We start from the raw sequence: 19,095 nt of genomic DNA on the forward strand, positions 1-19,095 counted from the left end.
GGAGTCAGTCATGGATGCCCAAACCCTTCGCGCCGAAACCTTCAGGGCCTTGCACGAGCGTGATCGCGCGTTTGTGATGCCCAACCCGTGGGATGCAGGTTCGGCGATCATGCTCGCCAGCCTCGGTTTTGAAGCCCTGGCGACCACCAGTGCGGGTTATGCGTTCAGCCTGGGGCGGCCGGATGCCGAGGGGGCGCTGTCGCTGGAAGACACGTTGGCCAATGCCGGTTCGATTGTCCGGGCGACCGCGTTGCCGGTGGCCGCCGACTTGGAAAACGGTTTCAGCGATACCCCCGAAGGCTGCGCGCAAACCATCCTGCGCGCCGCTGCCTGCGGTATCGTCGGTGGCTCCATCGAAGATGCCAGCGGTATTGCGGTCGACCCGATCTATCCCTTTGACCTGTCGGTTGCGCGCGTGGAAGCCGCCGTTGCTGCCGCCCGCAGCCTGCCTTTCGCCTTTACGCTGACAGCCCGCGCGGAAAACCTCCTGCATGGCCGCCTGGATTTGCCCGACACCATCCGCCGCCTGCAGGCCTACGCCGAAGCCGGTGCCGACGTGCTCTACGCGCCCGGGTTGCGCAGTGCCGAGGAAGTACTCGCGGTGGTCAAGGCCGTCGCGCCCAAGCCGGTGAATGTGTTGATGTCCGGCGGTTTGAACCTCAGCGTGGCGCAGTTGAGCGCGATGGGCGTGCGGCGTATCAGCGTCGGCTCGGCCATGGCGTTGGCGGCGTATGGCGAGTTCTACCGGGCGGCGCAGGAGGTGTATGAGCTGGGTACGTTTACCTTCACTGAACGCAAGATGCCGTTCAGCCAGGCCAACCAGTTCTTCAAGGACTAAACAGTGCGTTTTTTCAAAGTGACCGGTGTGCTGTTGTTGCTCGGCGGCGCTTGCGCCGTGGGGGGGTGGCGCGGTTGGGTGCCGTTGCCGGCCGAGTGGAACCCCTGGGCGCCGCTGGATGTACGCGCCAGCCCGAACCTGTTGACGCGTTTCAAGCTCGGGCGCTTACAGGATGATCCGGCGCTGTGCGACCAGGTGCTGGAAACCGCTGGTTTGCGTGTCAGCCATCAAGCCGATACAGCGGCTGATGCGGCGTGCCCGTTGCGCAATGTGTTGCGCGTGCAGGGCGCGCAGGTGGGGTTGAGCAGCAGCTTTCTTGCGAGTTGCCCGCTGGCCGTCGCGTTTGCCCTGTTCGAGCGCCATAGCCTGCAGCCTGCAGCCCAGGCGGTGTTTGGCCAGGCGGTGACGCGGGTCGATCACTTGGGCAGCTTTGCCTGTCGCAATATCTACAACCGTGCCGAGGGGCGACTCAGCCAGCATGCCTCGGCGAACGCCTTGGACATCGCCGGTTTTCGCCTGGCGGACGGGCGCACTATCAGTGTGCTCAAGGATTGGCCGGGGCAGGGCGATAGCGCGCGGTTCCTGCGTCGGGTGCGCGAGGGCGCCTGCGATGATTTCAATGTGGTGTTGAGCCCGGACTACAACGCGGCGCATCGCAACCACTTTCATCTGGACATGGGGCGTTGGTGGGTGTGTCGTTAGGCGGCGATGCGCAGGTTGTTGGCGATCAGCGGGCGTGCCCAGTAATAGTCGAAATCCAGGGCCTTCTGTTGCGCCACCAGCTCTTCGGTCGGGTACGGCGTGGCGGCCGGTGGCAGCAGGTCCAGTTCGAACTCGGCAATCGGCAGGTGCAGCGGGCGTGGTTCCGGCGCCGGGCCTGGCTCTGGCACAGGCTGGCCGGCGGTCAGCACGATAGGGCGGACCCAGCCGCTTTCGAAATTCTGCTGGCGCTGCTGGGCGATGATTTCTTCTACCGGGAACGGCGTTGCGGCGGGTGGCAGCAGCTCGGTTTCAAACTCGGCAATCGGCAGGAACAGCGGCTCAGGCGGGGCGATCTCGGTGTCTGTTACGTCGCATTCACGCTGGGTGAGGATCTGCGACAACAGGTCAGCGCCTTCACTCGGCTCTACCGTCGGGTCTGCCGGCGCAGGCGCCTTGGCGGCGAGCGCGTCCGGCGTTTCGCCGAGCTGCTCGGCCAGCGCCCGGGCGAAGAAGTCCTGCCACACATGGCTCACCCCGGCCAGCGCTTGGGTATTGCGCAGGCCGTAGTGGTTGTGGGTCGGCAGTACACCGATGGTTAGGGGAAGAATGTCTGACATTTTTCTCGGTCGACGCTCAGCTCTGGCAAAATACCTGACTGTTATTTTTATCGGCCGCTGTTTGCCGATCCTTAATATTTTTGAGCGTAGTGATTGATGAGCGAACAACCAGCGGCCAGCCGCATCCAGGTCGAGGCCTTGGCCGACGGTTTCAAGGCCCGCGCCGAGCAGTGGGCGGCGCTGCTTGGCTTGCCTTTGCAGCTAGCGGAAGCGGACTTTTCCCTGCAAGTCGGCGAGCATGGCCTACAGCTGCAACAGCTTGGGCCTGACGCACCGGGGCCGGTTCGGGTTGATTTTGTCGAAGGCGGCGCAGCGCACCGGCGTTTATACGGCGGTGGCAGTGGGCAAATGATCGCCAAGGCTGTGGGCATTGCCCAAGGCGTGCGCCCGCGCGTGCTCGACGCCACGGCCGGCCTGGGCAAGGACGCGTTCGTACTCGCCAGCCTGGGCTGCGAGATGAGCCTGGTCGAGCGCCAGCCGCTGATCGGTGCCTTGTTGGAAGACGGCCTGGCGCGTGCGGCGGAGGATTTTGAAGTGGCGCCGATCGTGGCGCGCATGAAGCTGCTCAAGGGCAATTCCATCGACGTGATGCTCAATTGGGAAGGCGAGCCGCCCCAGGTGATCTACCTCGACCCGATGTTCCCCCATCGTGAGAAAACCGCCTTGGTGAAGAAGGAAATGCGCCTGTTCCGCCCCCTGGTGGGCGATGACCCGGACGCACCGGCCTTGCTCGCTGCAGCCCTGGCTCTGGCCAGCCACCGGGTCGTGGTGAAGCGCCCGCGCAAGGCGCCCTGCATTGATGGGCCCAAGCCTAGCCATGCGCTGGATGGCAAATCCAGCCGGTATGACATCTACCCTAAAAAAGCCCTCAAACCTTAAAGGGCGAATTGCTCGCTTGGTGAGCGGCTGTTGTGGCGAGCGGGCTTGCCCGCGTTGGGCTGCGAAGCGGCCCCAAAACCATACGGCCCGGTCTACCTGAGTAAACGCGGTGTTCTTATTGGGGCCGCTGCGCGGCCCAACGCGGGCAAGCCCGCTCACCACAGTAAGCTTGCTAGCCAAAGTAAGCTGGCTAACCACTTCAAGCCTTAAGGGCGAATTGCTGGCTTGGTGAGCGGCTGTTGTGGCGAGCGGGCTTGCCCGCGTTGGGATGCGAAGCGGCCCCAAAACCATACGGCCCGGTCTGCCTGAGTAAACGCGGTGTACTTACTGGGGCCGCTGCGCGCCCCAACGCGGGCAAGCCCGCTCGCCACAGTAATCTTGCTAGCCACAGTAATCTTGCTAGCCACAGTAAGCTTGCCAGCTAAAGTAAGCTGGCTAACCACTTCAAGCCTTAAGGGCGAATTGCTGGCTTGGTGAGCGGCTCTTGTGGCGAGCGGGCTTGCCCGCGTTGGGCTGCGGAGCGGCCCCAAAACCATACGGTCCGGTCTGCCTGAGTAAACGCGGTGTACTTACTGGGGCCGCTGCGCGCCCCAACGCGGGCAAGCCCGCTCGCCACAGTAAGCTTGCTAGCCCAAGTAAGCTTGCTAGCCACAGTAAGCTCGATCGCCACAGTAAGCTTGTTAGCTAAAGTGAGGCTGCTCGCAGCAGTTCTATCGCTAAGGTCGATAGGCCCGCATAAACAACCCCACGACTTCCTGCACATGGGCCTCGGCGGCTTCCTCGCTCAGTTGCCCGCCGCAGCCATACAACAGGCAAAAATTCGCCGTGCCTTTGAGCAGGCAGAAGAAGTGTTCCGCTGCCGTGAACGGCTTGTCGATACTCAGCGCGCCGCTCTGGTCGATCTTGCCGAGCAGGCGTTCCATGCCTTGCAGCATGCGCATCGGGCCAGCCTCGAAGAAGATCTGCGAAAGTTTCACGTCCTGGTTGCCGGTGGTCATCATCAGGCGATGCAGGTTTACCGATTCTTCGCTGTTGATCAGGCGGTGGAACCCCCGCGCGATGTTCAACAACACAGTCTCCACGGGCATGCCCGTGGGCAGCTCGAAGTACATCACCGGTAATTGCTCTTCACACGTGGCCACCACGGCGGCCGTGAACAAGGTTTCCTTGTCAGTGAAGTGGCTGTAGACGGTCAGTTTCGACACGCCGGCCTCAAGCGCCACGGCATCCATGCTGGTACTGGCGTAGCCATTGCTCAAAAACAGAACTTTCGCTGCTTCAAGAATAGCCTGGCGTTTTGCCATGTCCTTGGGGCGCCCGGGGCTATTGGTGTTTACAGGATTGTCGGACATTTTCACCTTTAATACTGGACTGGCGAGTTTGGTATTAATACCATACTGGCCAGTATAATTATTCCTAGCTACATTTGCGAAAGGTCCTACAGCATGCGCAGTTCGTTCCTGCCCCTTGCTTTGCCTGTCAGCCTGGTCTTTCTCTTGTCCGCTTGCGGTCATGAAGAAGCTGCCCAGACTACCATCCGCCCGGCCATGGTGGTGCAGCCGCAACCCTCGGCGCAGGCGATGGACAGTTTCCCTGGCGAAGTGCGGGCGCGTTACGAGCCGGACCTGGCTTTTCGCATCGGCGGTAAAGTCAGCAAGCGGCTGGTGGAGGAGGGCGAGCGCGTCAAGGCCAACCAGCCACTGGCCGAACTGGACCCCCAGGATGTACGCCTGCAACTGGAGGCCACCCGTGCGCAAGTAGCCGCCGCCGAGGCCAACCTGAGCCTGGTGCGCGCCGAGCGTGATCGCTACAAGACCCTGATGGATCGTCAGATGGTCAGCCGTTCCCAGTACGACAATTCCGAAAACCTCTACCGAGCAGGTGAAGCTCGCCTCAAGCAGATCAAGGCCGAGTTCGACGTGTCCAGCAACCAGGCCGGCTACGCCGTGCTGCGCGCGCCGCAGGATGGTGTGGTGGCCAAGCGTGCGGTGGAAGTCGGGCAGGTGGTGTCCGCCGGGCAAACCGTGTTCACCCTGGCCACCGATGGCGAGCGCGAAGTACTGATCAGCCTGCCGGAGCAAGGCTTTGGCCGCTTCAAGATCGGCCAGCCGGTCGCCGTCGAGTTGTGGAGCCAACCGGACCAGCGCTTTGCCGGGCGCATTCGTGAGTTGTCCCCGGCAGCCGACCCCAAGTCACGCACCTTTGCCGCCCGCGTTGCCTTCACCGGCGGTAAGGTCCCGGCCGAACTTGGCCAGAGCGCCCGCGTATTCATACAGGCTGACGGCGTAATTCCGCTGTCGGTGCCGCTGTCGGCCCTCAGCGCGGAGAACGGCGCGTCCTACGTCTGGCGCGTACAGCCGGACAACACCCTCAAACGTACGCCGGTGCGTATCGGCGCCTTCGGGGAAAAGACCGTACCGGTGCTGGAAGGCTTGAGCCCTACCGATTGGGTGATTGCCGCCGGTGTGCATGTGCTCCATGAGGGCCAGCAAGTGCGCCCGGTGGATCGCTCCAACCGTGTAGTGAATCTGGCGGCCAAGGAGTAGTCCCCGATGGGTTTCAATCTTTCCGAATGGGCGTTGCGTAATCGCCAGATCGTACTGTTCCTGATGATCCTGCTGGCGGTAGTCGGCACCTTGTCCTACACCAAGTTGGGGCAAAGCGAAGATCCGCCATTCACCTTCAAGGCCATGGTGATCAAGACCAACTGGCCTGGGGCCACGGCCCAGGAAGTCTCGCGGCAGGTCACCGAGCGCATCGAGAAAAAACTCATGGAAACCGGCGAGTACGAACGCATTGTCTCGTTCTCGCGCCCGGGTGAGTCCCAGGTCACCTTTATAGCCCGCGATTCCATGCACTCTGCGCAGATCCCCGAGCTGTGGTATCAGGTGCGCAAGAAGATCAGCGACATCCGCCAGACCTTGCCGCCGGATATCCAAGGGCCGTTTTTCAACGATGAGTTCGGCACCACCTTCGGCAACATCTACGCCCTGACCGGCGACGGCTTCGACTATGCGGTGCTCAAGGACTACGCCGACCGTATCCAGATCCAGCTGCAACGGGTGCCGGATGTGGGCAAGGTGGAGTTGCTTGGCCTACAAGACGAAAAGATCTGGATCGAACTCTCCAACCTCAAGCTCGCCACCCTCGGCCTGCCTTTGGCCGCCGTGCAGCAGGCGTTGCAGGAGCAGAACGCGGTGTCTACCGCGGGCTTCTTTGAAACCCCGAGTGAGCGCGTGCAATTGCGCGTGTCGGGCAACTTCCAGACGGTGGAAGAGATCCGCAACTTCCCGATTCGTGTCGGTGATCGCACCTTCCGCATCGGCGACGTGGCCGACATCCACCGCGGCTTCAACGACCCACCCGCACCCCGCATGCGTTATATGGGCGCCGACGCCATCGGCCTGGCCGTGGCCATGCGCGACGGCGGCGATATCCTGGTGTTGGGCAAGGCGCTTGAGGGCGAATTCGCACGCTTGCAGAAGAACCTTCCGGCGGGCATGGAACTGCGCAAGGTGTCGGACCAACCGGCAGCGGTAAAAACCAGCGTCGGAGAATTCGTCCAAGTGTTGGCAGAGGCACTGGCCATCGTCTTGCTGGTGAGCTTCTTCTCCCTGGGTGTGCGCACCGGCATGGTGGTCGCCCTGGCGATTCCGCTGGTGCTGGCGATGACCTTTGCCACCATGTATTACCTCGGGATCGGCCTGCACAAGATCTCCCTCGGCGCGCTGGTATTGGCCCTGGGCCTGTTGGTGGATGACGCGATCATCGCCGTGGAAATGATGGCGATTAAAATGGAGCAGGGGTACGACCGGCTCAAGGCTGCGAGTTTCGCCTGGACCAGCACCGCCTTCCCGATGCTCACCGGCACGTTGATCACGGCCGCGGGCTTCCTGCCGATTGCTACCGCGCAATCGAGTACTGGCGAATACACCCGTTCGATCTTCCAGGTGGTGACCATCGCGTTGCTGGCTTCTTGGGTCGCAGCGGTGGTGTTTGTGCCGTACCTGGGGGAAAAACTCCTACCTGACCTGGCGAAGATTCATGCAGCCAAACACGGCACTGATGGCCCTGACCCTTACGGCACGCCGTTCTACCAACGTGTAAGGCGTTTGGTGGAGTGGTGCGTGCGTCGGCGTAAAACCGTGATTGTGCTTACCTTGCTGCTGTTTATCGGTTCGGTGGCATTGTTCCGCTTTGTTCCGCAGCAATTCTTCCCGGCCTCCGGGCGCCTGGAGCTGATGGTCGACCTGAAGCTGGCCGAAGGCGCGTCCCTGAGCAACACCGCCGATCAGGTCAAGCGCCTGGAAGCCTTGCTCAAGGAACACGCCGGCATCGACAACTATGTGGCCTACGTCGGCACCGGTTCGCCACGCTTCTACCTGCCGCTGGACCAACAATTGCCGGCCGCCAGCTTCGCGCAATTCGTGGTGCTGGCCAAAACCATCGAGGAGCGCGAAAGCCTGCGCACCTGGCTGATCGAAACCCTCAACGAACAATTCCCCGACCTGCGTTCACGGGTCACGCGCCTGGAAAACGGCCCGCCCGTGGGCTACCCGGTGCAGTTCCGCGTGACCGGCGAGCACATCGAAGAAGTCCGCGCCCTGGCACGCAAAGTCGCGGCCAAGGTTCGCGAAAATACCCACGTGGTCAACGTGCACCTGGACTGGGAGGAACCGAGCAAAATCGTGTACCTGAACATCGACCAGGACCGCGCCCGCGCCCTGGGCGTGAGCACCGCCAACCTGTCGAAATTCCTGCAGAGTTCCCTGACCGGCTCCAGCGTCAGCCAATACCGGGAGGACAATGAGTTGATCGAAATCCTCCTGCGCGGCACTGTCCATGAACGCACCGAGTTGTCGCTGCTGCCAAGCCTGGCGGTGCCGACCGACAACGGCAAAAGCGTGGCCCTTTCACAGATCGCCACCCTGGAATACGGTTTCGAAGAGGGCATCATCTGGCACCGCAACCGCCTGCCGACGGTGACCGTGCGCGCCGACATCTACGGCAAGGAACAACCGGCGACCCTGGTCCAGCAGATCCTGCCGACGCTTGAAGGCGTACGCGCCGAACTGCCGGATGGCTACCTGCTGGACGTGGGCGGCACCGTCGAAGACTCCGCCCGCGGGCAAAACTCAGTGAAGGCCGGCGTGCCGCTGTTTATCGTGGTGGTGCTGACTTTGCTGATGCTGCAACTGCGCAGTTTCTCACGCACGGCGATGGTGTTTCTGACTGCCCCGCTGGGCCTGATCGGTGTGACGCTGTTCCTGCTGGTATTCCGCCAGCCCTTTGGCTTTGTGGCCATGCTGGGCACCATCGCCTTGTCGGGCATGATCATGCGTAACTCGGTGATTCTGGTGGACCAGATCGAACAGGATATCAAGGCCGGCCTGGCACCGTGGCAGGCGATCATCGAGGCCACCGTCCGGCGCTTCCGGCCGATTGTGCTGACAGCCCTTGCGGCGGTACTGGCGATGATCCCGCTGTCACGCAGCGTGTTCTTCGGGCCGATGGCGGTGGCGATCATGGGCGGGTTGATTGTCGCGACGGCATTGACCCTATTGTTCCTGCCGGCCCTGTATGCTGCGTGGTTCCGAGTGAGGAAGGACGTCGCGTAACCATGTTGGCCACCGTTTCAGCCCTGATGTTGTTGTTACTTGCCCCTGGCCCGACCAACACCCTGCTGTTTCGCGCCGGGGTGTTGCTCGGGTTCCGGGCTTCGTGGAAGCTCGCGTTTGTCGAGTGCCTGGCTTACTTGCTGCAGGTTTCGGCGTGGGGCGTGGCGTTGGTGTACCTGGCGAGCTATTCGCCGTGGGCCTTGAAGGCCACGCAACTGGCGGCGGCCTGCTACTTGCTGTACGTGTCCTACCAGCTGTGGCAGCGCAAGGGCGACGCCATTGGCGCGGGCAAGGACCGTTTCTCCGGCGTGTATTTTTTCTGGCTGACCGTGATGAATCCCAAGGGATTATTGATCGTCTCGTTTATTGCGCCCGTGAACACATTTACCACTTCAGCCGGTTACGCCGGGTTTATGGCGACGCTCGCATTGGTGGTCATCCCCGTTGGAGCCGCCTGGGTGCTGCTGGGCAGCCAATTCGAAGGGATTCAAAAGTCCTGGCTGACGCCCCTGAAGATCAACCGGGTGACCTCCGTGGCTATCTGCTGCTTTGCAACGCTGATGATGGGAAGGCTGGCGGATTCGCTGCTGCACTGAGAACACCGCCTACGGAACCTTTCTTCGGTGCTTGCCACTCAGCGTTACCTGATTGGCAGGTACCTGCTTCTGCTGGGAGCAGAAGTGGGAATGACCGAAACGCGAGGAATTCACCATGATCTTGATGCCTGTTCTGTTGCTGCCTTTACCGCTGTTTGGGTTGGGTTTGAAGGGGGGCAATTCCCACGGCGGTCATCACTGCAAACCAAAGCCGACTAAACCCTGCAAGCCCGAGCCGGCTAAACCCTGTAAACCAGAGCCTGCTCAGCCTTGTGGAAGGACAATCCACATCGAGGCGAGCATTAAATACTGATCCTCGATAAACGCCCTACACGCAAACGCCCCGAATATCCGGGGCGTTTTTTTGTCTGGCAAAGGTGGACCAGCAGTTGCCTACAGGGCGCCGAAAACCTTCTTCGCCAGGCTGGTGGCTGCCGCCGCCGGGTTCTTGCGAATGGTCTCTTCCTGCTGCGCGATCATCTTGAACAAACCGTCCAGTGCTTGCTCGGTCACGTAGTTCTCGACGTTGGCGCTCTTGGCGTCCACCGCGCCAAAGGCTGCGGCCTTGCCGGCCAAGGCGTTGTACTGCTGGGCGACGCCGACTTTGTCGGTGGCGGCCTTGACGATAGGCAGGAATTTGGCGCGGATCTCTTCGCGGCTGCTTTTGTTCAGGTATTGCGTCGCCGAGTCCTGGCCACCGCTGAGGATGCCCTTGGCGTCAGTCACGCTCATGTTCTTCACCGCATTGACCAGGATCGGCTGAGCCTGGGTCACCGCGCTTTCAGCCGCCTTGTTCATGCTGGTTTCGAGCTGGGTGACTTGATCGCCCATGCCGAACATTTTCAGCTTGTCGGCGACTTTGCCCAGCTTGCCCGGCAGGCCGATCTTCACCTCGGGGTTGTTGCTGAAACCACCGGGTACGCCCAGTTGTTTCACGGCGATCTGCGCGCCTTGGGTCAGGGCGTCCTTGAGGCCGCCGCTGGCGTCGCCCTGGGACAGGCTGCCAAGGTCCAGGGCCATGGCGTTGGCACCGAGCAGCAGGCCGGCACACAGGGCAGTGAAGCGAAGGGAATTACGGAGCATGGGCGCTTCCTTATGTTCTAGAAAGTATCAGTGTGCGACAGCATCGACGCGCAGACGCAGTGGCTGTGGATCCTGGCCGTTGAGCTGCACAGTGTGCCGTTCGGTGGTAATAAACAGTAGCTTGCCATCCAGTTCGATGCGAGCACTCACCGAATAACTATGGCCCGGCTTGACCTGGGCCGGGTCGTAGCTCAGGTGAAACGGCAGCGGTACCTGGCCTTTGACCGGGCCTTTCTGTTCGGCGAGGGTCACCGCCGGGGCGTCCATCAACGACACGTCCTGCAGGCTGACACTCAAGGTGGCCGTCGGCGGCAGGGCGCTACGTTGCAGGTAGAACACTTCGCCGTCGAGGCTGGCCTTGGGGGCGGGGTTCATGGATTGGCAGGCTCCGAGCAGGGCGGTCAGGCCCAGGAGGATGATCTTTTTCATGCTACAGCTCCTTATAAACGGCGCCGGAAACCACCCGGCGCCTTATTCAATCTAGCGGCTTTCTTCAGTGTTGACCGGCTCTGGGGCGGCTGGTGCTTCGGCCGCGCCATCCACACGGTGCAGGGCCACCTGGCGGATCGACAGGCGAATATCCGCCGGCAACACACGTTTGGCCGCGCCTTCGGCCAACTCGCCGAGCAGGTCGTGGTAGCTCAACTTGCCGGCTTCATCGCGGCGCAGCACATCTTGCTCCAGCAATGTCTGGATAAAATGTCGGAAAAGGCTCTTGTCGAAGAATTCCGGGGCGTTGAGGCCATGCAGGATCGACAGGCGCTGGGCCATGATCGTGCACAGGTCTTCCAGCTCTTCGGCGCTGATGCTGTTTTGGCCGCTGTTGAGCAGCAGCGAGATCGCCATGTAGAAGCGTTGCAGGGTCTGGGCGATGCTCTTGGACAGCAGCGTCAGCAGCACAAAGTGCCGCGAACTCGGGGCCGGGCGCAGGTACACATGGTTCTCGAAACGTAGCAGGCCCTGTTCGACAAAGGCCTCCAGCCACTGGTCGATGACCGTGTTCAGCTCCTCCAGCGACCAGCGGATAAACAGCTCCGATTGCAGGTACGGGTACAGCGCTTGGGTGTAGCGCAGGATCTGCTCGCGGCTCATGCGCGAACTGCTCTGGAAGAAACTCGCGAGCAGCGCCGGCAGGGCAAAGATGTGCAGCACGTTGTTGCGGTAGTAGGTCATCAGGACGGCGTTCTGCTCGTCCAGGTAGACAATCTTGCCCAGGGCATCACTCTGCTCCGAGAGCAGGTCCATGTCCTTGACGTGCTTGATCAGCGCCAGGCCATCGCCTTCCGGCAAGGTGGTGTGCGGCGAGTACGGCACGCGGCGCAGCAGCGCCAGGTACAGGTCCAGCTGGCGGGCCATGGCCTGTTCGTCCAGGGCCAGGCGGGTGGTCGACAGCAACGCCAGCGCCACCAGGTTCACCGGGTTTACCGCCGCTGCTTCGTTCAAATGGCGCGCCACCTGCTCGCCGAGGCGGTTGGTGGTTTCGTTGAGCCAGGCCGGTTTGTAGTTCGGCCCCAGCTCCTGGGTGCGCCAGTCGGGTTGCTCGCTGTCGAGGAATTCGGCCAGCTTGATCGGCTCGCCGAAGTTGACTGCGACCTGGCCAAAACGCTGCTTGAGCGCGCCGACCACTTTGAAAATGTCGAAGATCGACTCCTTCTTCTTGCTCGCGCCGCGCAATTCGCCGAGGTAGGTGCGGCCTTCGAGCACACGCTCATAGCCGATATACACCGGCACGAACACGATCGGCATGCGCGAGGAGCGCAGGAAGCTGCGCAGGGTAATCGCGAGCATCCCGGTCTTCGGCTGCAGCATGCGCCCGGTACGCGAGCGCCCGCCTTCGACGAAGTACTCCACCGGGAAACCTTTGGTGAACAGGGTGTGCAGGTATTCGTTGAACACCGAGGTGTACAGCGGGTTGCCCTTGAAGGTGCGGCGCATGAAAAACGCACCGCCACGGCGCAGCAGGCTGCCGATCACCGGCATGTTCAGGTTGATGCCGGCGGCGATGTGCGGCGGAGTCAGGCCATTCTTGAACAGCAGGTAAGACAGCAGCAGGTAGTCGATATGGCTACGGTGGCAGGGCACGTAGATCACCTCGTAACCCTGGGCAACCTTTTGCACACCTTCGATGTTATTGACCTTGATGCCGTCGTAGATCTTGTTCCAGAACCAGCTCAGCACCACTTCCAGGAAGCGGATCGCGGTGTAGGTGTAGTCCGAGGCGATCTCGTTGCCGTAGCGCAGGGCCTGGGCCTTGGCTTTTTCCGGGCTGATTTTTTCGCGCTCGGCCTCGTCGAGGATGGCCTGGCGCACCAGCGGCATGTTCACCAGGCCCTTCACCAGGTTGCGCCGGTGCGAGAGGTCGGGGCCGATCACGGCGGTTTTCAGGTTACGAAAGTGCACACGCAGAATGCGTTGGGCCATGCGCACGGTGCGTTCGTGGCCTTTATTGTGCTCGATCAATTCACGCAGGTTGATAGGCGCAGAGAATTGCACGCGGGTCTTGCGCCCCAGGATCAGGATGCTCAGCAACCGGCGCAGACGCCCGGTGACAGCCCAGCTGTCAGCAAACAGCAGTTTCCATGGGCTGGACTCGCTTGCCGGGGTTTGCCCCCAGAACACGCTGACCGGAATGATTTGTGCATTCTCTTCGGCGTGTTCGGTCAGGGTGTTGACCAGGCGGGTCAGGGTCGGCGGCGCACCGCGCTTGTCCTGGCGGCCGAGCCAGTCGGGCTCGGGCGTGAGGTAGAAGAACGCCGCCGGTTCCATCAGCGGGCCCACCGCTACCGGTAGCACCGGGCGCGGCAGGCCGGCCTTGGTGCACTCGGCATCGACCACGGCCAATTCGCTGAGGGAGGGCGATTGCAGGACGTAGAACACCGGCCGGCTGCGGTCCAGGTTAAGGGTGAGGGACGACTGGTTGATCGTCTCCGAGCGAACCCAGAGGTACAACAGTCGGCGCAAGGTGCCAAACACCAGACGGCGGAACGGGGAGCGGGTCATAGGCGAGCTGCTTCAAGTGGAAAAAACCGAGCAGGCGCTCGGGCGGGTAGTGTGCCGTATTCGCCGAAAATCGGCAAAAAAGCGGCGATGTAAACTTGAGTTGATCGTTTTTGAGCCTGTCTTATACTCGGCAGTTCAACTGCGACGACTTAACAATAAACGTATTAATAAAACGCATGTGGGAGTGAACAGATGGCAACGCGCGAAACCGGCAATGTGAAGTGGTTCAACGATGCAAAAGGCTATGGCTTTATTCAGCGTGAAGACGGCAAGGATGTGTTTGTGCACTACCGCGCCATTCGCGGTGACGGCCACCGCTCGTTGGCCGAGGGCCAGCAGGTGGAATACGCCGTGGTGACCGGCGAGAAGGGCTTGCAGGCGGAGGATGTGGTGGGTCTTTGAAGCGGGTTTTCTTACACCGCTGAACCCATGTGGGAGCGGCCTTGCTCGCGAATACGGTCTGTCAGTTGATACATCTGTTGACTGATCCACCGCATTCGCGAGCAAGCCCGCTCCCACATTTTGATTGGGTTCACAATCTAAGGGTTATGCAGTTTTCCAGGTGATCTGCTCTTCACCGTCTGCGCTGATGCGAATCCAGGTGTCGGCGCTTTCTTCACCTTCTTCCTCGACCCAGGTCCCCGGCGCGCAGCGCACTTCAACGTTCAGCGCAGCAAACGCAGCGCGGGCACAGGCGATGTCGTCGTCCCACGGCGTCTGGTCGCTTTCCAGGAACAGGCTGTTCCACTTGCCGACGGCTTTGGGCAGCCAGGTCACGGGCACGTTGCCGGCCTTGCACTTGTAGGTCTGGCCTTTCTGGACCCAGTCGGTGCACGGGCCCAGGGCGGCGCCCAGCCAGGCCGCGATGGCCTTGTAGTCGACGTCGGCGTCCTTGAGGTAGATCTCGATATCAGGTTGGCGCATGGATGTTCCTCGTTGCGGGATTCGAAAATCCATTCGCGGAAAAAGTCGGTTATTGAAGCACGAAATAATCGTAGCGCATCGACACAGTGACCTGCAGCGGCGCGGCGGCCTCGATCACTTCGGCGCGGCGCTCGGCACTGGCGCGCCAGCCGTGGGGCGTCATGGCCAGCAGGTTGGCGCGGTCTTGGGCTGCGGCCAGGCTCAGGGTGAATTCCAGGGTTTCGCTATGCGCCAGGCTCATGCCGTCCGGCACCAGGGCCAAATGCTTGTCGTCGGTGTACTCGCGCACTTCATCATACAAACGCTCGCGCAACTCCATCAGGTGGCCACTGGTAGGACCGACCTTCATCAGGCCGCCGCCGGGGCTGAGCAGGCGCTTGGCTTCTTCCCAATCCAAGGGGCTGAACACGCTGGCGAGAAACTGGCAGCTGCCTGACGCCAGCGGCACGCGAGCCATGCTGGCGATCAACCAGGTGACGGCCGGGTTGCGCTTGCACGCACGCTTGACGGCCTCCTTGGAGATATCCAGGGCGTAGCCGTCGGCGTGGGGCAGGGCGTCGGCGATTTGCGCGGTGTAGTAACCCTCGCCACAGCCGATGTCCACCCAGCGTTGGGGCGCACGCTCGGCGGCCAGTTCGGCCAGGCGCTTGGCCACTGGGGCGTAGTGCCCGGCATTGAGGAAGTCACGGCGCGCCTCGACCATGGCGAGGTTATCGCCAGGGTCGCGGCTGTTTTTGTGCTGCACCGGCAACAGGTTCAGGTAACCCTGGCGCGCGCGGTCGAAACGGTGCCCGGCCGGGCACGCCACGCCATTGTCCACCGCGTTGAGCGGGGCGCTGCAAAGGGGGCAGGCGAGCATCAGGCGAGCAACTTGATCAGGGTCTGGTAATAGATTTCGGTCAGCACATCGAGGTCACTGGCCAGGATGCGCTCATTGACCTGGTGGATCGTCGCGTTGACCGGGCCCAGCTCCACGACCTGGGTACCGAGGGTCGCGATGAAACGCCCGTCGGAGGTGCCGCCGCTGGTGGACGCCTTGGTCTCGCGACCGGTGATCGCCTTGATGCTGGCGGACACCGCATCGAGCAGTGCGCCCGGCTCGGTGAGGAACGGCAGGCCCGACAGCGCCCACTCCACGTGCCAGTCCAGGCCATGTTTATCCAGGATCGCTGCAACCCGCTGTTGCAGGCCTTCAACGGTGGACTCGGTGGAGAAGCGGAAGTTGAACACCGCCGTCAGGTCGCCCGGGATCACATTGGTGGCGCCGGTGCCGGAATTGAGGTTGGAGATCTGGAAGCTGGTCGGCGGGAAGAAGGTGTTGCCGTCGTCCCAATGCTCGGCGGCCAGTTCGGCCAGCGCCGGTGCGGCCAGGTGGATCGGGTTCTTTGCCAGGTGCGGGTAGGCGACGTGGCCCTGCACGCCGCGTACGGTCAGGGTGGCGCCGAGGGAGCCGCGACGGCCGTTCTTGACCACGTCGCCCACCAGGGTGGTGCTCGACGGCTCGCCGACGATGCACCAGTCCAGGCGCTCCTTGCGCGCCGCCAGGCGTTCGATCACAGCCTTGGTGCCGTGGTGCGCCGGGCCCTCTTCATCGCTGGTGATCAGGAAGGCCACCGAACCCTTGTGGTCGGGGTAGTCAGCGACGAAACGCTCGGAGGCCACCAACATGGCGGCCAGGCTGCCTTTCATGTCCGCCGCGCCACGCCCGCAGAGCATGCCGTGTTCGTCGATCAAGGCGTCGAACGGGTCATTTTGCCAGGCCTGTACCGGGCCGGTCGGCACCACGTCGGTGTGGCCGGCGAAGCACAGCACCGGGCCATCGTGCTTGCCGTGGGTGGCCCAGAAGTTGTCAACGTCTTCGATGCGCATCGGCTCCAGCGCAAAACCGGCGTCGCCCAGGCGCTGCATCATCAGCTTCTGGCAGTCGGCGTCGATCGGCGTGACCGAGGGGCGACGGATCAGGTCGATGGCAAGTTGAAGGGTGGGCGAGAGGTCGGCATGGGCCGTCATGGGGTGAACTCCGGAAAGCGTGTGATGGGCGCAGATTCAGTGTGGAAGATGGCTCTATGTGGGAGCGGGCTTGCTCGCGAAAGCGGTGGTTCAGTCAACTTATTAGGTGACTGACACACCGCTTTCGCGAGCAAGCCCGCTCCCACAAGTCTTGTAAAACGGCCGTTATCTTATAGCAAAACGGCGGCCAGAGGCCGCCGTTTAGTGCATTGCGCAAGATTTACGCCACTGGCGCGGGTTCCGGCGCCGGCGCTGGTTTGGGCAGCGACGACAGGAACGCCATGATCAACGCCGCCACATACGGCAGCGATTGCACCAGCAGCATCACCACCCAGAAGCGCATGTCATTGCTTGGCAGGCCCTGCACCAGGTAGATCCCCAGCGCTGCGCCCCACAACAGCAGCATGATGAACATCTCTTCACGGGCTTCGGAAATTGCTACCCAGAAGCCGTGGTTATCCGCGTTTTTCGGTGTACGAAAGAACGGAATACTGGTGGTGAAGAAGCCATACAGCACCGCCTTGGCGATGGTGTGGGACAACGCCAGGCCAGCCAGGGCTGCGCAGAACGCATCCTTGAGGTTCACGCCCACCGCGCGACGGTACAGGAAGATGATCTTGCCCACCTTGAACACAAACAGTGCCAACGGCGGGATCGCGAAGATCAGCAACGGCGGGTCGACCCGCGTCGGCACGATGATCATCGCCGCCGACCACAACAACGCACCGACGGTGAAGAAGATGTTCATGCCGTCCGCCACCCACGGCAACCAGCCCGCGAGGAAGTGGTAGCGCTGGCCACGGGTCAGCTCGGTGTCCTTGCCGCGCAGCAGGCTGGCGGTGTGGCGCTTGATGATCTGGATGGCACCGTAGGCCCAGCGGAAGCGCTGTTTCTTGAAGTCGATAAAGGTATCCGGCATCAAGCCCTTGCCGTAGCTGTCGTGGTAATACGCGGCCGACAGGCCTTTCTCGAATACCCGTAGGCCCAATTCTGCGTCTTCACAGATGCACCAGTCGGCCCAGCCCAGCTCCTCGAGCACCGAACGGCGGGTCATGGTCATGGTGCCGTGCTGGATGATCGCATCGCGGTCGTTGCGGGTGACCATGCCAATATGGAAGAAGCCTTTGTATTCGGCGTAGCAGAGCTTCTTGAAGGTGCTTTCGTTCTGGTCGCGATAATCCTGCGGCGACTGCACCACGGCGATTTTCGGGTCGGCGAAGTGCGGCACCATGTGCTTGAGCCAGTTCGGCGACACGCAGTAGTCCGAGTCGATCACCGCGATCACTTCGGCATCCTTGGCGGTATGCGGGATCAGGTAGTTCAGCGCGCCGCCCTTGAAACCGGCCAGGGGCGACACGTGGAAGAACTTGAAGCGCGGGCCGAGGGTTTCGCAGTAGTCGCGCACCGGCTCCCACACCGCAGGGTCTTTGGTGTTGTTGTCGATGATCAGGACTTCGTAGTCCGGATAATCGAGGGCGGCCAGGGCGTCGAGGGTCTGTTTGACCATCTCTGGCGGCTCGTTGTAGCACGGCACATGGATCGACACTTTCGGGCGGTAGTCCGAGTCCCCCTCAACCGGCAGGAATTCACGCCGACGCTTGTGGGTCCAGACCGCTTCGGCCAGTTCGTGGGCCTCGGTCAGCAACACGATAAACACGCCCAGGGCGCCGAGAGCCAGCAAGATACCCACGGTTACGCTGAACCAGGTGCTGTATTGCTGGCTGTAGTCGTAGCCGATCCACACCAATACCGAGCCGCAGAGAAACGCGATAAAGGTCAGGAAGGTACGGCCACGCTGGCGCAGGGCCGAACCGTCGATCATCAGCAGGGTCAGGGACAGCAGTGCCAGCACCACCGAGCCAATCGCCAGCACGCGCCATTGCGGGATCGCGACGACCGGGCCTTCGAAGTTGAATTTCTGCTGACGCGCAGCGTTGTACACGCCCCAATAGGCGCCGGCCGAGCCTTCGTCGCTGACTTTCCACGGCTGATCGAAAGCCTCGATCACGAAGTAGTTGTAGCCCTGGCGGTTGAGCTTGTTGACCAGCGTGCGCAGGTAAATGGCCTGGTCGGCGGGCGAGGTTTCGTTACCGCCACGCATGCGTCCGTTACTTGGCCAGCCCACTTCCGACAGCAGCAGGGGCTTTTTCGGGAAGAGTTTCTTCAGGTCCCGAGCACGGTCGAGTACGTATTGGCCGGCCTTGTCCACCGGGATATATTCCCAGAACGGCAGGATGTGCGCGGCGATCAGGTCGACGTGCTTGGCCAGTTGCGGGTTCTTTTCCCAGATGTGCCATTGCTCGGACGTGGTCACTGGCACTTTCACAGCGGCGCGCACCCGGTCCAGCAGCACGATCAGTGCCTCTGGCGTGATCTCTTCACGGAACAACGCTTCGTTGCCTACCACCACCCGCACGACACTGCGCGAGCTGTTGGCAATCTCGATGGCGCGCTGGATTTCACGTTCGTTGCGCTCCAGGTCCGGGCTGATCCAGATCCCCAGGGTCACGCGCAGGCCGAACTCTTCCGCCAGCTTGGGGATATCGCCCAAGGTGCCGTCGACCGAGTAGGTACGGATGTTGTCCGTCAACTTACTCATGATCGCCAGGTCCTGACGCATCTGCTCGTCCGAGGGGTACTGGTCTTTCTGTGGGAACTGGCCTTGCTGGAACGGCGAGTAGGAGAACCCGGAGATCTGTTCAGGCCAGTTAGGGGTAGTGACCGGGCGGTTGATCAGCGCCCAGAAGCCGGTGAACAGCGCGGCAATTGCCAGCACCACTACCAGGTTGAGTCCAAATTTACGCGATGACATGGCTATTTCGGGTTCC

Annotated in this window: 16 protein-coding genes; 7 read left to right on the forward strand and 9 right to left on the reverse strand. The window is 61.9% G+C overall.

Translation table 11 applies throughout. The features are described from left to right. The first annotated feature begins 10 nt into the window (after positions 1 to 10). A complete protein-coding gene (locus CXQ82_RS06440) occupies positions 11 to 838 on the forward strand; it encodes an isocitrate lyase/phosphoenolpyruvate mutase family protein (RefSeq protein ID WP_101267197.1) in 828 nt (275 codons plus the stop codon). A gap of 3 nt (positions 839 to 841) precedes the next feature. After that, positions 842 to 1,540 (forward strand): extensin family protein, encoded by a 699-nt coding sequence (locus CXQ82_RS06445; RefSeq protein WP_101267199.1) that lies wholly within the window; start codon positions 842 to 844, stop codon positions 1,538 to 1,540. Here the strand turns inward: CXQ82_RS06445 and CXQ82_RS06450 are convergent. Further along, the gene (locus CXQ82_RS06450) at positions 1,537 to 2,157 is read right to left on the reverse strand and encodes an energy transducer TonB (protein WP_101267202.1); all 621 of its coding nucleotides are present in this window, start codon (positions 2,155 to 2,157) and stop codon (positions 1,537 to 1,539) included. The genes CXQ82_RS06445 and CXQ82_RS06450 overlap by 4 nt on opposite strands. 96 nt (positions 2,158 to 2,253) lie before the next feature. On the opposite strand from CXQ82_RS06450, the gene CXQ82_RS06455 reads away from it, so the two are divergent. After that, complete coding sequence (locus CXQ82_RS06455; protein ID WP_101267204.1) at positions 2,254 to 3,036, forward strand: class I SAM-dependent methyltransferase; 783 nt, start codon at positions 2,254 to 2,256, stop codon at positions 3,034 to 3,036. A 716-nt stretch (positions 3,037 to 3,752) separates the two neighbouring features. On the opposite strand, the gene CXQ82_RS06460 is transcribed toward CXQ82_RS06455, so the two are convergent. Then, positions 3,753 to 4,388 (reverse strand): TetR/AcrR family transcriptional regulator, encoded by a 636-nt coding sequence (locus CXQ82_RS06460; RefSeq protein WP_101267207.1) that lies wholly within the window; start codon positions 4,386 to 4,388, stop codon positions 3,753 to 3,755. Between the two features lie 93 nt (positions 4,389 to 4,481). On the opposite strand from CXQ82_RS06460, the gene CXQ82_RS06465 reads away from it, so the two are divergent. The 3 genes from CXQ82_RS06465 to CXQ82_RS06475 are packed head-to-tail and all read left to right on the forward strand — an operon-like array spanning position 4,482 to position 9,250. Further along, positions 4,482 to 5,582, forward strand: coding sequence for an efflux RND transporter periplasmic adaptor subunit (locus tag CXQ82_RS06465; RefSeq protein WP_101267210.1), 1,101 nt, complete (start codon positions 4,482 to 4,484; stop codon positions 5,580 to 5,582). A 6-nt stretch (positions 5,583 to 5,588) separates the two neighbouring features. Beyond that, complete coding sequence (locus tag CXQ82_RS06470) at positions 5,589 to 8,654, forward strand: efflux RND transporter permease subunit (RefSeq protein WP_101267213.1); 3,066 nt, start codon at positions 5,589 to 5,591, stop codon at positions 8,652 to 8,654. 2 nt (positions 8,655 to 8,656) lie between these two features. Beyond that, the gene (locus CXQ82_RS06475) at positions 8,657 to 9,250 is read left to right on the forward strand and encodes a LysE family translocator (RefSeq protein WP_101267215.1); all 594 of its coding nucleotides are present in this window, start codon (positions 8,657 to 8,659) and stop codon (positions 9,248 to 9,250) included. A 393-nt stretch (positions 9,251 to 9,643) separates the two neighbouring features. Here CXQ82_RS06475 and CXQ82_RS06480 read toward each other — a convergent pair whose 3' ends face one another. From CXQ82_RS06480 to plsB, 3 genes are read right to left on the reverse strand one after another with little or no spacing between them, the layout of a single operon-like run. Next, on the reverse strand, positions 9,644 to 10,333 hold the full coding sequence (locus CXQ82_RS06480; RefSeq protein WP_101267217.1) for a DUF4197 domain-containing protein: 690 nt from the start codon (positions 10,331 to 10,333) through the stop codon (positions 9,644 to 9,646). 27 nt (positions 10,334 to 10,360) lie between these two features. Beyond that, positions 10,361 to 10,762, reverse strand: a complete 402-nt coding sequence (locus CXQ82_RS06485; RefSeq protein ID WP_101267219.1) for a YbaY family lipoprotein — start codon at positions 10,760 to 10,762, stop codon at positions 10,361 to 10,363. Between the two features lie 51 nt (positions 10,763 to 10,813). Then, on the reverse strand, positions 10,814 to 13,333 hold the full coding sequence (plsB, locus tag CXQ82_RS06490; RefSeq protein WP_101267221.1) for a glycerol-3-phosphate 1-O-acyltransferase PlsB: 2,520 nt from the start codon (positions 13,331 to 13,333) through the stop codon (positions 10,814 to 10,816). A gap of 192 nt (positions 13,334 to 13,525) precedes the next feature. On the opposite strand from plsB, the gene CXQ82_RS06495 reads away from it, so the two are divergent. Next, on the forward strand, positions 13,526 to 13,735 hold the full coding sequence (locus tag CXQ82_RS06495) for a cold-shock protein (protein ID WP_032891681.1): 210 nt from the start codon (positions 13,526 to 13,528) through the stop codon (positions 13,733 to 13,735). Positions 13,736 to 13,879: 144 nt separating this feature from the next. On the opposite strand, the gene CXQ82_RS06500 is transcribed toward CXQ82_RS06495, so the two are convergent. The 4 genes from CXQ82_RS06500 to CXQ82_RS06520 all read right to left on the reverse strand — a co-directional run bounded on the left by CXQ82_RS06500 (position 13,880) and on the right by CXQ82_RS06520 (position 19,079). Next, positions 13,880 to 14,257: a hypothetical protein gene (locus CXQ82_RS06500; RefSeq protein WP_101267223.1), complete on the reverse strand. Its 378-nt coding sequence runs from the start codon at positions 14,255 to 14,257 to the stop codon at positions 13,880 to 13,882. Positions 14,258 to 14,306: 49 nt separating this feature from the next. Next, on the reverse strand, positions 14,307 to 15,116 hold the full coding sequence (locus CXQ82_RS06505; RefSeq protein ID WP_101267225.1) for a putative RNA methyltransferase: 810 nt from the start codon (positions 15,114 to 15,116) through the stop codon (positions 14,307 to 14,309). Beyond that, the gene (gene dapE / locus CXQ82_RS06510; protein ID WP_101267228.1) at positions 15,116 to 16,267 is read right to left on the reverse strand and encodes a succinyl-diaminopimelate desuccinylase; all 1,152 of its coding nucleotides are present in this window, start codon (positions 16,265 to 16,267) and stop codon (positions 15,116 to 15,118) included. Before dapE ends, CXQ82_RS06505 begins: the two co-directional genes overlap by 1 nt. A 220-nt stretch (positions 16,268 to 16,487) precedes the next feature. Then, positions 16,488 to 19,079 (reverse strand): glycosyltransferase, encoded by a 2,592-nt coding sequence (locus CXQ82_RS06520; protein WP_101267231.1) that lies wholly within the window; start codon positions 19,077 to 19,079, stop codon positions 16,488 to 16,490. Positions 19,080 to 19,095 lie beyond the last annotated feature (16 nt).

Source organism: Pseudomonas sp. S09G 359 (assembly GCF_002843605.1).
GTDB lineage: Bacteria > Pseudomonadota > Gammaproteobacteria > Pseudomonadales > Pseudomonadaceae > Aquipseudomonas.